This is a genomic window from Chitinophaga sp. (genome assembly GCF_036569125.1).
Classification (GTDB): Bacteria; Bacteroidota; Bacteroidia; order Chitinophagales; family Chitinophagaceae; genus Chitinophaga.
The window spans coordinates 1-15,559 of sequence record NZ_DATCRF010000196.1; the positions used below are offsets into that span (position 1 = coordinate 1).

A 15,559-nucleotide genomic window follows, 5' to 3' on the forward strand; every position below is an offset into this window, starting at 1 on the left:
TCTCCAGCTGTTATTTTTCCTGTATTCAAGCGCCTCAATCCTTATAAAAAACGTAGATATTTTTCGGTTGCTCTAAAGCTATTTCCGGAACATCGTTGTCGGGTTTAATGCCTTCCATATTGCTTTGCCCGCAAAGAAAAATAACCGGCAGCCATGAGGAATCAGGGTGCTGCAGGTTGTCAACATTTATGGGCCGGTTTGAGAATGACGGAAACAGCCCTGTAAAATTACGCAAACAGCCACCCTCATTGACAGGCCCATGGTCTATCTTTGAAACTGATCTTAGCATGTTAACCGGCATTTTAAAAGCAGCCGGATCTTTATAAATTGCCTGGCTCGTCCCGGGATCGTGCATGCAATCATCGTATCAAAAAGAATTAAACATAAAACCTTTAGTTTATGAACACCAAAAAAATATGGGCCAATTTCAGTGTACAGGATTTAGAGCGGACCACTAAATTCTATAAGCAGCTCGGATTTAAACATAACGGTGATTCCGGCCAGCTGACCAGCTTTTTCTTTGGAGAGGAGAACTTTATCATCCATTTCTTTCTGAAGGATGCGCTTGAACCCGGCATGAAGGGAGCTATCATTGATACAAAAGCGGGGAATGAAATTATTTTTACCCTTTCTGCAGAGACGAAGGAAGCGGTTGATAATTGGGAAAAAGAGGTGCAGCAAGCCGGGGGAACCATCGTTTCCAGGCCGGAAGAGTTTGGAAAAGGATATTATGGTTTCGTATTTGCGGATCCTGATGGCCATAAGTTCAATGTATTTCAAATGTAGTATTACGCTTGTCCGGCTAAAATTCAGTTTAGGCCGGACATAACCTAACAGCAAACAATTATGAGCAGTATTAACAACACTATCGCAGGGCTGGAGCTCGCACAGATCGGCTGGGTAGTTCCGGATATTCACGCCGCCGTAAAATTCCTTTCAAACGCCCTGGGGATCGCCGGCTTTCCCGAACCGGAACATGTTCGTGCACAGGACCTGGATATGACCTATTATGGCAAGGTTGCAGCCGCTGAATGGCTAACCACGCAGACCTATAACGGTGGCACCTTCATCGAGCTTGTTCAACCTCTTTCGGGGCAAAGCATGTTCCATGACTATCTTGCAAAATATCCCGCAGGCGGTACACAGCATCTTGCATTCCGTATGCCGGTTAGTGATTTTGAGCGGGTTACCGGCGATCTGCGCGAGCAGGGTTATGCGGTCATCAGTGAGGTAGATCACCCCATAGCACGAATGGCTTTCTTTGACACTTATCAAACGCTGGGCGTTGCCACTGAGATTATGGGTATTACGCCGGAAGGATGGGGCGCGATTAAGCAAATGGAGAAGGCCCGCTGAGGGCCTCCCGGCAGATATATTGCAGCGGTTAGTTTTCGGTGCGGGGACTGAAAGCTAACCGCTCTTTAATTGAAACCTTTTCCGCTGGTATCTCTTTGGCTGATTTAAAGAAGTCTCTTATGCACTAACAGTAGCTGATCCGAATAACGATCAGCTTCACTATAGAAGAGGGTACACATAGCTACAATATTAATTGGGCAAGGTGTAGGACGGTGCAAAAAAGGACATTATCTTATGCTAAGAATAATGCCTTGTTCAGGCAGTATGTTACAAAGCTGTTATTCAGGTTTGTTATAAGTATGCCGGGTATGCACTTCTCCATCAGCATTGGGCCGCACAAAGTGAGCCTGCTACCGTAGCGTGATAAAGTTTGGTTATTAGCATAACCGCTACATTGGGTACGTGCTGAAAAACGTCTTATTTGCCGCTGCCTGTACAGCTAATGATAATGCTGCTATGTCTCCAATATTTTCAGCCAGGCTGGCAGGCATTATTTTACATGCTTCATAAGATGCCCGGAGGGCCTCTTTTTCCAGGACCGCCCTCATCGCAGGTTCCAGTAACGATTGGGCCCTGCCGTAAATACTACCCAATAATATGATTTCCGGGTTCAGTATGTCTATCAGTAAAGCCAGCGCTTTGCCCAGGTAAGTACCACAATCCCTGTAGATCTCAAGAGCCGTAGCATCGCCTTTATAAGCTGCTTCCGCAACCAATTTGGCATTTAGTCCCGGCAGATCCTCCAGCCGCCCGCAGAAGGACACTTGTTTGCCCATCTGCAGCTGCTGGCGGACGCGGATTTGCGCCAGTTGCGCAATACCGCCGCCACTGCACCAGCCTTCGAAAGAGCCGGCTTTGCCAAAACCAACCGGGCCCATATCTGACAGGCGCATGTGACCTGTTTCTCCCGCCAGGTCAGCTGTCCCGGAATACAATCTTCCATTTAAAATAAGTCCGGCTCCCATACCTGTTCCGAAAGTCAGGAATACCAGGTTGTCATATCCTTTACCCGCCCCATACTTCCATTCGGCCATGGCGCCTGCATTGGCGTCATTTTGCAACAATACAGGTTTATGAAACCTTTTGCTGGTCATCTCAACAATGGGAACATTATCCCAGCCCGGCAAATTGGGCGGTGACAATATCACTCCCCGCTTGCTGCTCAACGGCCCTCCGCAGCTGATGCCAATGCCCTGAAGGGCATCCGGTTCAATAGCATTTCTTTCCAGCAAAGCCCCGGCATGTTCGTATAAGGCAGCGATCATTTCATACACCGGCCTGTCTGTGGGTACTGTTATCTTGTCTCTGATCTCCAGTCTGTCGCCGCTTTTTTCTTCTCCCAATATTACCGCACACTTGGTTCCTCCTATATCAAATCCTAAGATCATTAGCTGTACGATTTACTTTTATGGTTTTAATGAGGCAACGGCCAGGTTACTGAACGTAACTTTTCCGTGTTTGGCAAATAAGCCCAGGACAGTCCCTTTTTGTTCGGACAGCCTGTTTACTATACAACGTTTACCACCTATGCATACGTCGATGATATCACCTTTCATGACTACCTGTACGCTGGTCTTCCTATTCATATCTTCCACCGCATTGATGGTGGTGCCCGCCAGTTTTACCTGCCTGTTGATGGCTGAAAATTCCAGCTTATAACCTTCGCCGCCGTTCTTATTACTGCGCAGGAAAAGCCCCCAGTTTTCTGTGCTGACATTTACCTCCATATCAAAAGTGATGTAACAGTCTGTGGGTATATTTTCAAAGAATACGGCATCCAGCCCGTCCGCTGTATTGATCACATAATTGTTTGCACCTTCTTTTACCGCATGCGTTCCGGCAGTGGCAGCCAGGGTAACATTTGCGCCAACAGCCGGTAAGCCTTCAACGGGCAGGCCTGTATTCAGGGTGCCATCCTTTTCCTGGGTAAGCTCGCGTATTACAATGTTACCACCAAATATTTCATGTTCCCAATCTTTATTATCCTTTTTGCTGGGGATCCATCCTGCAACGATCCTGCGGCCATTATTGAATTGTGCGGTTTTGGCAACATTCACCCAGTCCTCATCCAGGGCCTGATAGCGGGGATACTCCCAGGGGCCGTAAGGCTTTCGTGATTTCAGGTAAAAGGTATTCCCGGCTCTTCCATAGACCAGGTAATACCAGCCATTCCAAAGAAAATAATCCGGGCATTCGGGTACATCTGCCTGCCCGTACAGGAGCGGCTCATTTACCTTCCAGTCTTTCAGGTTCTTCGATGTTAAATGCACCAGTGCCCCGTTTTCAGCGGTAAAAGCATTCTCCTTTGCCGAAGAAACAAACAGGTGAAACACACCGGCTTCATCTACGGTCACTTTCGGGTCCCTGAAATTACGCTTATTATAACCGGGAGCTGAAGTATAAAAAGGATTGGGTTTTTGCTTGTTAAAATGAATACCGTCATCGCTGATGGCATAGCTCAGCTGCTCATTTACATGACCTTCAGCATCTATTAGCCTGGTTGCATAAAAGGCATAGAACTTTTTGTTATAATATACTACCGAGCCGGTACAGATAGATTTTTCCCAGTCTTCGTCTATGCCCAGTACAACGGGGTAATGCTTCCAGGACTTCAGATCACGGGATGTGCTTAAAGTCCACTGGTGGCCGCCCAATCCGTTCAGCGCTGAATGGTGGGCAGAGTCCAGTAACCAGTACAGGTAATAAGTACCATCGTGATAGAAAGGGATACAGTCGCCTACAAACAGGTTCCCTGATGGTTTGAAATACTGTATATTATTCGTTGGCTCCTGCTCCGGGTGGAAGCTGTTGATAAACTGAGCTTTGGCAAACAATGTTAAAAGCGTTGCCACAAATACCATCTTCAATTTTTTCATATAACGGATTTATTAGATCATCTGTAATAACATTTATATCTCTGCCGGCTTCTTTCCTTCCCGCCAGGCATTCTCAATATACTCCAGCGATTTGCCCCTGGTTTCCGGGATGTAAAAATAACCCCAGATAATGCCGGCGATGCAGATCACTGCATAGCCCAGAAAGGTTGCATATACACCAACAGAATTTACCAGCTTCAGAAAAGTAAATGCAATAACGGCATTGAAACCCCAGTGGGCAAGTGAGCCTATGCTCATACCTACACCACGCACCGACAAAGGAAATATTTCCGAGATAAGCAACCATCCTAATGGCGCCAGGCTAATGGCTATAAAAATAATGTAGCATACAATGCTTAATACTGCAAAGAAAGGTAGATTGGGGCCCAGTGCTTCTTTGAAGTAAAAACAGCATCCAAGCAGCACCAGGGACGGAGCCATACCGCTGATACCTATCATGTACAGCTTTCTTCTCCCTACCTTGTCCAGCAACAATACGGACACAAAGCAAGCCAGTACATTTACCGTACCGATAACAATGGCCGGCAATATGGAATCAGCATTACTTACGATGCCTGCCATCTGGAAAATGATGGGGGAGTAGTAAATAATGGTATTTACACCGGAGCATTGCTGGAAGAAGAAAATACCAATAGTAATTATCAGGGCCGGACGTAACCAGGGTTTCATTATTTCCTTAAGCTCACCCTTTTGTTGGGAAGCCACAGTCATTTCCTTCCGCAGGTCCTGCAACGCCTGTTCTACCAGGCCGGGATCCTCTGTCTTTTCCAGGATACGCTTTCCTTCATCCCAGCGCCCTTTACTGGTAAGCCACCTGGGCGATTCAGGCAAAAAGAACATGCCTGCCAGCAGCACAATACCCGGAATAAATCCTGCGAGGAACATCCATCGCCAGGAAGCTGTATTGGCATCATCTGACAGGAAATAGTCAACTATGTAGGATGCCAGTATACCAATGGTGATCATCAGCTGGTTCATGGTTACCAATGCACCCCGGTAACGGACCGGCGATATTTCCGCGATGTACATGGGTACAACATACGAGGTGATGCCAATGGCCACGCCGATCACCATACGCATGAACATTAACGCAACGATATTCCATGCAAAAGCGCAGCCCAATGCACCGGCAGAAAAGATAATTGCGTTGACGATGATCATTTTCTTACGGCCAAGCATATCTGAAAGTTTACCACTGCCCAAAGCCCCGATCACAGCCCCTATCAATACGGTGGTGGTCACCCATTCCAGGCTTTCATCTTTCAGCTGCCAATGCTGTTTAAGAAAGGGTAGTGCCCCGGATATCACGCCTGTATCAAAACCAAAAAGTAATCCGCCGGTTGCTGCAATCACTGCGATCAAAAGAACGTTACGTTTAATGCCCATATAGTTTATGTTGAATCTGTTGTAAAATACTCATCCTGCTTTGCCTTACCATCCTGTATTCTGTTTATACACGCCCCGGCTGTAATTCAGCTGGTTCAACGGAATGGGCAGATATTCATCCTTATTTTTAGTGAACTTCGCGTCTTTCAGGTAAACCCGTTTGGCCGATTCACCTGTAAAATACCTGTTAAGATAATCTGCCGCAATGCCCCATCTTACAAGGTCAAAAAAGCGGTTACCTTCCATTGCAAACTCCAGCCTTCTTTCCCATACCAAAGCCTTCCAGGCAAAGTCTTTTGTCCACGTACAGTTCACACCCGGCTGATAGGTGCCTACCTTATAGCTCGAATAATAGGTTCCATTGGGATACCGGAGATGCGCTGTACTGCTTTGTGCCCTTGCCCTGACAGCATTGATCAGCGGCAAAGCCTCATTCTGCCTGTTCAATTGTATCAGTATTTCCGCTTTCCATAATAATACATCATCGTAACGTATCACATCTGTATTTTTTGAGCTCGACATGAACGGAGGGATCTTCTGGAATGATGGATCATCCGGTGCCACCGTTTCTTTCAGTGATGAAAAATAACCGTAGATCTGTGGCGCCCTTGCCCATGTTTTCTGGTAAATGTAGCTGCTGTATTTGTATGGGTGGCCTGGAATTGCCACTGTATGGTCCAGCCGCGGATCAAATGTATTGGCGGTGAAATCTGCGCCCTCTTTTGCATCGGTATCATTAAAGTGATCAAACATCGGCAGGCCGTTGTTATCTGTTTTGAATGCGTTTACCAGGTCCTGGCTGGGCAGGTGAAAACCACAGCATCCAAACTCCCGGTTCATAGGGTAGTTTAAGGCAACTCCCATGTTCAACCTGCCTTTCGGCGTACCATCATCTTTGGAGAACTGCACGGCAAAAACAGATTCTTTGCTGTTTTCAAACTGTGTCAGGAAGTTTTTTGCGAAATCATCATTCAAAATATACTTACCTGAATTGATCACCTGGTCACAGAGGTTGAGCGCTTCAGTCAGTTTCTGCGCATCAATAGAAACCACGTTATTCATATCATCCTGCACATAGGCCTGGTACAGCAGGGTTTTGGCAAGATAGGCGGCAGCGGCGCTTTTATTTGCCCTTCCTTTTTCAGGCTGCGTTTCCGGCAGGTTATCCACTCCAAATCTGAAGTCGGCAGCTATCTTATCCCAGAGCTCATCATTGCTCAAGGTAACATTGGAAACAGTACCATAGTCTTTCTCTGCAAGGTTCTCATCGATGAAGGGCACCCGTTTGAACAATACTTTCAGCAGGAAATAAAAATGCCCTCTTATAAACATGGCTTCTGCCTGACGGATCTTCTTTTTAGGAAAAACGGTTGAATCCAGGCTGTTCATTCGCCTTAATGCATCGTTGGCCCTGGATATTCCAACATACAGGTAATACCACATTTGATCGGTATTTCCAAGCTCCGGCCGGTTGCCGGAAAAGATCTCGTAGTTGTGCCAGTCGGTATTATCACCGGGACTATCGCCTCCTTTATAGGCGTCGCCACTGCGCATGCTGCCCCAGGGCCACAGGGAAAAGGAAGTATGAATATTATCGTTGCCCAGCCCCGAATAAGCTGCGATCACCATTTTTTCAACGTTTTCAGGCGTATTGAGATCCTGCCCTGAAATAACACCCTGCGGCGTGTGATCAAGTACCTTACCGCAAGAGAACAGGCATATTACCAATCCTGACAGAATATACAGATGGAATTTCATTTTTAACAAGTTGAAAGATTAAAGAGAAACATTCAAACCCAAAGTCCAGATCACCGGGATCGGGTAAGTGCTGTTAGGCGCTTCCGGATCGGGCCCTGTGAACTTTTTACTCTTGATGGTAAGCAGGTTGCTGCTCTGCAGATAAACCTTTGCCCTTTTGATACGGATACGGTTGGAGAGTGCGCTGAGATCATACCCTGCCTGAATATTTCTGAGACGGATATACGAACCCGGTTCCAGGTAGTAAGTAGAGAAACGCCCCTCGTCGTTCCTGTCCACCAGTGTAAGCGCCGGGATAGAGGAGGAGGGGTTATCAGGCGTCCAGGCATTCAGCGTTCTGCTTCCCCAGTTGGTACCTGGCCACAGGGAGGAAAAATCAGTGTAGATCTTTGTGCCGTTGTTCACCATCACCCCTTTCACACCCTGAAAGAACAGGCTGATATCAAAATTTTTCCAGGCGAAAGTGGCGTTGAACCCATAGGTAAAATCAGGATCAGCGATACCGATGTAATCCCGGTCATTACCATTGATCACACCATCTCCGTTCAGATCCTTGTAGCGGATCCTGCCAATGCCTTTCCCGTTCTGAGCGGCTGCCTTATCCACTTCTTCCTGGTTCTGGAAAATACCATCAGCAACATAACCATAGAAACTGTTCACCGAACGGTTAAGGATCACTTTATCGTTGCCGTTACCCGGGAAGGCCGTCAGTGAGTTTTCAGGAAGCCTGGTTATTTTATTACGATAGGTGGCAATGTTAAAAGATAATGTGAAGCTGACCTCATTGCCAATCTTACCTTCATAATTGATAATGCCTTCAAAGCCTTTGTTGACCATGGAAGCCCCGTTTACGGTAGGATCGCCGCCTTCACCGATGACAGCAAGGCTGGGAGGTGTCAGCAGGATATCGGAGGTTTTCTTGATGAAATAGTCAAGGGAGCCGGAAAGTTTCTGGTCAAAGAATCCGTAATCAATACCAAAGTTTGATTGCGTGGTAGATTCCCATTTCAGCGATTTATTTCCGCGCTGGGTTTTGGTAAAGCCTGCGGGTAATTGTCCGGAATTGCCGCCGTTAATATCGTAGGCTGATCCCTGATCCCTGTCCCAGGTGGGATCCGTTCCATAGATAGCGGAATACAGATCGTAAATGGCATTATCGGCAATGGCCTGGTTACCGGTTTTACCCCAGCCATACCGTATTTTCAGGTCAGAGATAAAGGACTGGGAATTTTTGATAAATGATTCTTCACTTAACCGCCAGCCGGCTGAAATTGCGGGAAAGGTACCGAAATGGTTTTCAGAGCCGAACCTGGAAGAGCCGTCACGCCTTACAATAACAGAAAGCAGGTAACGGGTATCGTATACATAGTTCACCTTGCCGAAGAAAGAAAGTAAAGCGTTGGCTGAACCGCTGCCGCCATTGTCTTTATTGGAAGAACCTGCGTTTAAGTAGGCGTAGTCGATATTCTCCAAAGCATAACCCTGGCGGGAGCCGAAGAAGTCCTGCGACATGTATTTAATTAATTCACTGCCCACCAGCGCATTGATCGCGTGCTTATGGATGGTTTTATTAAAGTCGAGTGTATTCTGCCATACCCAGTTGCCTGAATAAGCCTGGGAAGTATTTACCTGGTTGGAAGGGTCTGAAAGAAAACCTGAGGTGTAGGATCTTCTCAGGGTTCTCTGATAAGTGCCTGCATAGTCGATACCGATACTGGATCTGAGCTTCAGCACAGGCAGCACCTGCAGGTTAGCATAGGCATTACCGAATAGCCGGTAGAACCTTGATTTGTTTTGCTTATTATCTTCAATAAGGCGAACGGGATTCTGACGGTCGGTCATTCCGGGAGCGGGGCCGCCCCAGCCACCCGTTAGCGTATGCACCGGAACAATGGGCTGGGATAACAGTGCCAGGCCTACGATATCTTCCGCAGGGACAAGTGTGCCGGTTGTAAAAGTTCCTGAAAAGTTCTGCCCGACGGTGAGCTTATCATCCAGCATATGATATTCGGTATTGATCCTGGCAGTCAGGCGTTTCAATGAACTGCTCTTTACAATTCCTGTGTTATCATAGTAGCCCACGGAGAACAGGGAATTTCCTTTTTCGCTGCCGCTGGAAATGGTGAGATCGTTGCTTTTGATCAGTGAAACCTGGGAGATCTCGTTATACCAACGGGTATCCGCCGGCTTCATGGTCTTGGCAGCATCAATGTATTCGGGCAGAATTACTTTTTCCAATACCGGTTTACCGTTTTGAGTGCCTGTCTGGAATTTATAAATAGGGCTTGCAGTATTGGGATCAACGCCGTCATTGATGGCCGCCTGCCACAAGGCTCTGCCTCTTTCCTCCGTATTCAGCACGCTGAGTTTTGTCTGGTAGCTCTGCGTAGATACGGACGAATTGAAATCTATGCGGGTGGCGCCTGTTTTCCCTTTTTTGGTGGTGATGATGATCACACCATTTGCAGCCCTGGAGCCATAAATAGTAGCGGAGGATGCATCTTTCAGCACCTGCATGGATTCAATATCGGCCGGATTGATCTCATTCAGCCCTCTTTCAGAAGGAATACCGTCAATTACATACAGCGGGTTATTGTTGCCAAGCGTACCTATTCCCCTTATCCTTACTGTGGCGCCGCTGGCCGGTGAACCATCGGTTGTGATAAAAACGCCGGGAATACGGCCCTGCAGGGCTTTAACGGGGTTTCCCAGCGGAACATCCTTAACCTGTTTAAGATCTACTACCGCAACTGCGCCGGTAAGATCTGCTTTTTTCTGTGTCTGGTAGCCGGTTACCACCACCTGGTTAAGATCATTGAGGCTGCTTTCCAGGGAAGCATTTAAGGTACCCGATGCCGGCGCAACGAGTATTAATGTTTTCATACCGACATAGGAAAATGCGAGGCTTTCGCCTGAACGTGCTGTGATGGAGTAGTGGCCGGAGGTATCGGTAACAGTGGTCTGTCCTTTGCTCTGGACCGATACTCCCACTAACGGAACATTCGTTTCTTTATGAATAACCGTACCGGTTATTTTTTGCTGGGCTGATGCAATCGTGCATAGCAGCAGCATAACAAGCATTAGAGATAGTTTCATAACGTTTGAATTTGTAAACCGTGAAAAATGTCAGATCTGATCTGTGTGCCGGATCAGTATGTTGTGCCGTGGATCATGACTTTAATCGTTTAAAATAACCGGGCCGATAAAAGGAAAGATCCAAAACCGGAAAGCTTTCCTTAATCGTTTAAAATTTTTATGCTGAAAAAACCCGTTACCGGGCTGAAAGAAGGAACAGACTATATTATTCCCCGCAGCTTTTTCCTTTTACAAAGTCTGATTCCAGTATGATTTTACGTTTTACCTTACTGTTATTCACAAGATCCAGCAGGGTTGTTACTGCCTGTTTTCCAATGTCTTCTATAGGCTGCCTGCCATGGGTGATCGGGCAACCGAACAGCTCAAAAGCTTCCGATTCATCGAAGCTGACCACTCCCAGCTCTTGCGGCACTTTAATCTTCATGGCATTAATATTCTTTAACCCGTGGATGGCTAATATATCTGTTGCAAAGAACACGCTGTCGGCCCCCTGGACAGTCAGCTGCTTAATACCTTTTTTAATATCTTCTTCAAGATGCTTTTCCCGTATCTCAAGAATAGCCGGCTTACCGGGCTTTATTCCGCTGTCTTTCAGCGCCTGCTCATAACCCCTGGTACGTTCCTGCAGGTGAAAAAGCCCGGTCTTATAATTAACAAAAGCCGGCTTTTTATACCCGTGTTTCACCAGGTGCATGGTACATTGATAAGCGGCCTTATAATTATCGATGGCCACCAGGTTAGCGTCCAGTCCCGGGAAAAAGCGGTCGATCAGCACAAACGGAATGTCATTCTTTTCCAGGGACTCGATCTCCGGTTCAGAATGTTCTACCGGCACCAGGATCAATCCGTCTACCTGCCGGTTGACCAGCACATTCACCAGCTCATGGAACTTCTCTTTATTCTCATCAGAACTTCCGAATATAACCGTGTATTTATTCTTCTTAGCCTCTGCTTCAATGGCCCTTGTAATACCGGTTGTAAAACGGTACGCTATATCTGCTACTATTAATCCTATGGTGTATGTTTTATTTGTTTTCAGGCTCTTTGCAATCTGGTTAGGCCTGTAATTCAACCTGGCAGCAACTTCCCTGATCTTAACAGCAGATTCCTTATTAACTCCTTTTTCTATCTCCTGGTTGTTCATTACATAAGAAACAAGCGCGGTGGAAACACCCAGTTCCTTTGCAATATCTTTCAAGGCAACCTTTTTTTTCATAGCAAATTTCTGCCTGTTAGTTAAGCCGGCATCTCAATGTAGGTTAAAAGTAATACTTTAAACGATTAAAACAAATTAATTTGATTTACCGGTTTAATAATACCGGGAAAATGGCAATCACCCGTGTGACGAATAACGGGGAAGAGTAATTAATGCTGCATACCAGCCGTTTACGGCTTCCCGTAAAATAGCCTCAAACAGCAACACTATTTTTGAAACCGTAATGTCATCGTAACCAGTTACAGGCAATGCGATGGTAAAAAGCAACCAACATAAAACTCAGTAACTATGGCAGTCAACATTCAGAAAATCACCCTGGAAAAAACAGGTGACTCGCATGTTATCGATCTCTCCAAAAAACATGACAGTCTCACGCAGGAGATCAATATCAACCTGAACTGGTCGAAAGTAACCAAAAGGGGCATGTTCGGCAATATCTTTGGCGGGAGTGCTGACGTTGACCTGGACCTCGGCTGTTTCTATGAACTGAACAGCGGCGAAAAAAATGTAATTGACGGCCTGCAATTCGCCAAAGGCCTGGGCGGGCCCAAAGACAAACATACCCGGCAGGGGAGGTATACCGCCGCTCCGTGGATATGGCACACCGGCGACGACAGGGGCGCAGCTGCCGGATCGGGGGAGAATATTATTGTGAACCCCCAGGGCATGCGCGATCTGAAACGCATCGTCATCTATTGCTTCATTTATAACGGCGTAGCCAATTGGCAGGAGACGAACGCGGTTGTAACGGTTAACGTACCGGGTATAGCCGACATTGAAGTGCAAATGGGAAAACTGGCCAGTTTTCATAATTTCTGCGCCATCGCAGAGATCCAGTTTTCCAGCAACACCATCAGCGTAAAAAAGCTGGTCACCTTTCACCCCGGCCACGGTGAATGTGATAAAACATATAAATGGGGATTAAAATGGGGCGCCGGCTCCAAGTAACCTATGAAAATCCCTGCCTCCTGCTGTCATTTTTCGTTCGATTTATGGTTAACGCTCATCCGTTCTAACCCGGCATTTAAGGCCAGGAGAAATGCCCTGTTCAAATCGTTCTTTGCGATCGGCGAACCGCTTGAAAAAGTAGCCCGGGTAATACGGCATCATGACGTGCTAGCCAACAGGATCAGCGAAATTACCGGACAGCACATCCATGCCGAACAGATATACTGCCAGGTACTGCATGAATTAAATGTAAACATTAATGAGCTTACCCAAGAGGAAATAACCAGCTTCCAGGCAGAGACAGACCAGCTGTTCATGCATTACAAGCCTGTACTCATTAACAGCAGCATCCGCAGCTATTTTCAGGCAATAAAAACAGCGGGAAGAACCATTAGCATCCTAAGCAACACCGCTTTCATTAAAGGCGCAATACTAAGGAGGCTGCTTGATCACTATGAATTGTCTGAATTCATTTCATTCCAGCTGTATTCTGATGAAACGGGATTTTCCAAACCCGCCGCCGGCGCCTTTGATCTCGTATTCCGGCATGCAACCGCCATTCGCCCGTTGAGTAAGCCAGACATACTGCATATCGGCGATAATCCGGCGGCAGATTACCAGGGCGCCATCAATTATGGATTCAAAGCCATGTTAATATAACAAACTATGAACCTGAGATATAGTCTTCACAAAATTGACAACGCATATAATCCCCCATTCTCTGCGCTGGAATACAGCCGTTTTAAATTCGGGCAAACATGCTATGCGGAAGAATTTGCAAAGGAATTATTTGATGGTTTTATTGCAAAGCATGCTGACCTTATCCTTGCTCACAAGGAGGTGATCCTGCTTCCAAGCCCCTACTATGCTATTCCCACTGCCTCCAATTTTCTCTGTGTCTTTTTTAAAAAGCACCTCAATAACTTCCTGTTCAGGCATCAGCGGCCTGCATGCAATGAGAGCAAAATATACCGGCACCAGACCTATGTGGAAGATTACGGGAATATGGACTACGAGCAACGTGTGCAGCTAATCTCCAACGATACGTATTATCTTGACCGGAACCTGGTCTCCGGCAAGCTTTGCATCTTCCTGGATGATATAAGAATCACCGGCAGCCATGAGCATACAGTCAACAAGATCCTGAAACAGTATAACGTAAACGGGCAATTCGTCTTCCTCTATTTCGCGGAACTGATAAACACTGCTGTTCATCCCAGCATAGAAAATTTTTACAATTACTTCGATGTAAAAACGGCGCGCGATATTATCCGCATTATGAATAGTGCAAGCTTCTGCTTCAATACGCGCCTGGTGAAGTATATACTGCTGCTGGACAGCCCGGCATTTACGGAAGTGATTACCAATATCAGCAGGAAAAAACGCAGCGAATTACTGCACCTCGCCATCAGCAATAATTATCACCAGGTAAAAAATTACCAGGAAAATATTTCCAAACTAAAAACTGAAAAATCATGTCAATTAACCTGATCAAAGGACAAAGGGAAAGCCTGCGGGCTCCAAAGTTTACGGTAGGACTTGGCTGGGACGCCAACAGCTCCGATACCGGCAGCGCATTTGATCTCGATGCATCCGCTTTTATTTTAGGAGAGAACAGGAAACTGCTGTCTGACCGGCATTTTGTTTTCTACAACAACCTGCAATCTCCCAATGAATCTGTAATGCATACCGGCGACAACCTGGTGGGCGATGCAGAAGGCGACGATGAACAAATAATCGTGGACCTCTCTAAAATTGATCCGGGTGCCAGCGAAATATGTGTCGTTATTACGATTCATGATGCTGCCGCCCGCAACCAGAACTTTGGGCAGGTACGTAATTCATTCATCCGCATTTTTAACACAGATACCAACGAAGAGCTGCTAAAATATGAGCTGGAAGAAGATTTCTCCATAGAAACCGCGGTGGAATTCGGCAGGATATATAAAAAGAACGGCGAATGGAAATTTGAAGCCGTGGGCATAGGCATGAAAGGCGGCCTGCAGGATTACCTGGACAAATTCAATTAATAACTGTCGGGGTCAATTTAGAGAACAAGCCAAAGATCAACCATTGGCCCCCATTAAAAAACGTACAAAAAAATTCCTGTAAAATGAGAAGACTACCGGTATATCTGCTGTTAGATACGTCTGGCTCCATGAGTGGAGAACCGATTGAAGCTGTAAAGAACGGCGTACAGATGATGATCCACTCGTTACGCCAGAATCCACAGGCCATTGAAACTGCCTTTGTAAGTATTATTACGTTTGATAGCGCTGCCACGCAGGTAATTCCACTGACAGACCTGGCCTCTTTCCGGATGTTGGACCTCAAAGCCTCCGGAGTAACCGCCATGGGTGCGGCATTAGAACTGCTTGCAGACAAACTTCAGAATGAAGTAGCCAGGACAACGCCGGAACAGAAAGGCGACTGGAAACCGCTGGTATTTATTATGACCGACGGTGTACCCACTGACGACTGGCAGCGTGGCTACAATAAACTCAAAGCGGCGAATAAGGGGCTGATCGTAGGTTGTGCTGCCGGCCTTGATGCAGACGACACCGTGCTGAAACAGATAGCCACCTCTGTAGTGCGGCTGGATAATGCCGATTCAGAAAGCATCTCCAAGTTTTTCCAGTGGGTGACAGCCTCCGTATCTACCACCTCCACCAAAGTCGAAGAATCCGGAAAAGAGGTGACAGGCCTGGCGCAGCTGCCGCCGCCTCCATCGGAATTAGTAATAATTTCTTAGCCATGACCAGAAGATTATTAGCCTATTTCCTGTTGGATACCTCCGGCTCTATGCACGGGGAGCCTATACAGGCGCTGAATAATGGATTTAATGGCCTGATCAGTATGCTGAGATCCGATCCACAGGCCATGGATTCATTGTATGTAAGTG

The 15,559-nt window shown here is 46.6% G+C and carries 14 protein-coding genes; 7 read left to right on the plus strand and 7 right to left on the minus strand.

The genetic code is table 11. The features are described from left to right. Positions 1–34: 34 nt before the first annotated feature. Positions 35–289 carry a hypothetical protein gene (locus tag VIM87_RS07045; RefSeq protein WP_331996296.1) on the minus strand — a complete coding sequence of 85 codons (255 nt, stop codon included), beginning with the start codon at positions 287–289 and terminating at the stop codon, positions 35–37. Between the two features lie 110 nt (positions 290–399). Here VIM87_RS07045 and VIM87_RS07050 point away from each other — a divergent pair, with 110 nt between their 5' ends. Continuing rightward, positions 400–786, plus strand: coding sequence for a VOC family protein (locus VIM87_RS07050; protein WP_331996297.1), 387 nt, complete (start codon positions 400–402; stop codon positions 784–786). Positions 787–846: 60 nt separating this feature from the next. Next, positions 847–1,356: a VOC family protein gene (locus VIM87_RS07055; protein ID WP_331996298.1), complete on the plus strand. Its 510-nt coding sequence runs from the start codon at positions 847–849 to the stop codon at positions 1,354–1,356. A 389-nt stretch (positions 1,357–1,745) separates the two neighbouring features. Here the strand turns inward: VIM87_RS07055 and VIM87_RS07060 are convergent, their stop codons facing one another. The 6 genes from VIM87_RS07060 to VIM87_RS07085 all read right to left on the minus strand — a co-directional run bounded on the left by VIM87_RS07060 (position 1,746) and on the right by VIM87_RS07085 (position 11,709). Beyond that, positions 1,746–2,744: an ROK family protein gene (locus tag VIM87_RS07060; RefSeq protein WP_331996299.1), complete on the minus strand. Its 999-nt coding sequence runs from the start codon at positions 2,742–2,744 to the stop codon at positions 1,746–1,748. Positions 2,745–2,762: 18 nt separating this feature from the next. After that, positions 2,763–4,232, minus strand: coding sequence for a family 43 glycosylhydrolase (locus VIM87_RS07065; RefSeq protein WP_331996300.1), 1,470 nt, complete (start codon positions 4,230–4,232; stop codon positions 2,763–2,765). A 33-nt stretch (positions 4,233–4,265) separates the two neighbouring features. Next, positions 4,266–5,615, minus strand: coding sequence for a sugar porter family MFS transporter (locus tag VIM87_RS07070; RefSeq protein ID WP_331996301.1), 1,350 nt, complete (start codon positions 5,613–5,615; stop codon positions 4,266–4,268). A 69-nt stretch (positions 5,616–5,684) separates the two neighbouring features. Next, entirely contained in the window at positions 5,685–7,397 is a 1,713-nt protein-coding gene (locus VIM87_RS07075; RefSeq protein ID WP_331996302.1) for a RagB/SusD family nutrient uptake outer membrane protein, read from the minus strand. A gap of 18 nt (positions 7,398–7,415) precedes the next feature. After that, on the minus strand, positions 7,416–10,493 hold the full coding sequence (locus VIM87_RS07080) for a TonB-dependent receptor (RefSeq protein ID WP_331996303.1): 3,078 nt from the start codon (positions 10,491–10,493) through the stop codon (positions 7,416–7,418). A 205-nt stretch (positions 10,494–10,698) separates the two neighbouring features. Further along, a complete protein-coding gene (locus tag VIM87_RS07085; protein WP_331996304.1) occupies positions 10,699–11,709 on the minus strand; it encodes a LacI family DNA-binding transcriptional regulator in 1,011 nt (336 codons plus the stop codon). A 288-nt stretch (positions 11,710–11,997) separates the two neighbouring features. On the opposite strand from VIM87_RS07085, the gene VIM87_RS07090 reads away from it, so the two are divergent. The 5 genes from VIM87_RS07090 (at position 11,998) to VIM87_RS07110 (ending at position 15,409) form a co-directional block, all read left to right on the plus strand. Beyond that, complete coding sequence (locus VIM87_RS07090) at positions 11,998–12,657, plus strand: hypothetical protein (RefSeq protein WP_331996305.1); 660 nt, start codon at positions 11,998–12,000, stop codon at positions 12,655–12,657. A 3-nt stretch (positions 12,658–12,660) separates the two neighbouring features. Further along, entirely contained in the window at positions 12,661–13,317 is a 657-nt protein-coding gene (locus VIM87_RS07095; protein ID WP_331996306.1) for an HAD family hydrolase, read from the plus strand. A 6-nt stretch (positions 13,318–13,323) separates the two neighbouring features. Beyond that, positions 13,324–14,148: a phosphoribosyltransferase family protein gene (locus VIM87_RS07100; protein WP_331996307.1), complete on the plus strand. Its 825-nt coding sequence runs from the start codon at positions 13,324–13,326 to the stop codon at positions 14,146–14,148. Then, positions 14,133–14,687: a TerD family protein gene (locus VIM87_RS07105; RefSeq protein WP_331996308.1), complete on the plus strand. Its 555-nt coding sequence runs from the start codon at positions 14,133–14,135 to the stop codon at positions 14,685–14,687. The genes VIM87_RS07100 and VIM87_RS07105 overlap by 16 nt, the downstream gene beginning before the upstream one ends. Before the next feature lie 83 nt (positions 14,688–14,770). Then, the gene (locus VIM87_RS07110) at positions 14,771–15,409 is read left to right on the plus strand and encodes a VWA domain-containing protein (RefSeq protein WP_331996309.1); all 639 of its coding nucleotides are present in this window, start codon (positions 14,771–14,773) and stop codon (positions 15,407–15,409) included. Positions 15,410–15,559: the final 150 nt, after the last annotated feature.

Excerpts from the sequence above, each read along its gene's own strand:
- VIM87_RS07080 (WP_331996303.1), bottom strand. The coding sequence starts at position 10,493 with ATGAAACTATCTCTAATGCTTGTTATGCTGCTGCTATGCACGATTGCA.
- VIM87_RS07055 (WP_331996298.1), top strand. The coding sequence starts at position 847 with ATGAGCAGTATTAACAACACTATCGCAGGGCTGGAGCTCGCACAGATC.
- VIM87_RS07060 (WP_331996299.1), bottom strand. The coding sequence starts at position 2,744 with ATGATCTTAGGATTTGATATAGGAGGAACCAAGTGTGCGGTAATATTG.
- VIM87_RS07100 (WP_331996307.1), top strand. The coding sequence starts at position 13,324 with ATGAACCTGAGATATAGTCTTCACAAAATTGACAACGCATATAATCCC.
- VIM87_RS07110 (WP_331996309.1), top strand. The coding sequence starts at position 14,771 with ATGAGAAGACTACCGGTATATCTGCTGTTAGATACGTCTGGCTCCATG.
- VIM87_RS07085 (WP_331996304.1), bottom strand. The coding sequence starts at position 11,709 with ATGAAAAAAAAGGTTGCCTTGAAAGATATTGCAAAGGAACTGGGTGTT.
- VIM87_RS07045 (WP_331996296.1), bottom strand. The coding sequence starts at position 289 with ATGCTAAGATCAGTTTCAAAGATAGACCATGGGCCTGTCAATGAGGGT.
- VIM87_RS07095 (WP_331996306.1), top strand. The coding sequence starts at position 12,661 with ATGAAAATCCCTGCCTCCTGCTGTCATTTTTCGTTCGATTTATGGTTA.
- VIM87_RS07065 (WP_331996300.1), bottom strand. The coding sequence starts at position 4,232 with ATGAAAAAATTGAAGATGGTATTTGTGGCAACGCTTTTAACATTGTTT.
- VIM87_RS07075 (WP_331996302.1), bottom strand. The coding sequence starts at position 7,397 with ATGAAATTCCATCTGTATATTCTGTCAGGATTGGTAATATGCCTGTTC.
- VIM87_RS07105 (WP_331996308.1), top strand. The coding sequence starts at position 14,133 with ATGTCAATTAACCTGATCAAAGGACAAAGGGAAAGCCTGCGGGCTCCA.
- VIM87_RS07090 (WP_331996305.1), top strand. The coding sequence starts at position 11,998 with ATGGCAGTCAACATTCAGAAAATCACCCTGGAAAAAACAGGTGACTCG.
- VIM87_RS07050 (WP_331996297.1), top strand. The coding sequence starts at position 400 with ATGAACACCAAAAAAATATGGGCCAATTTCAGTGTACAGGATTTAGAG.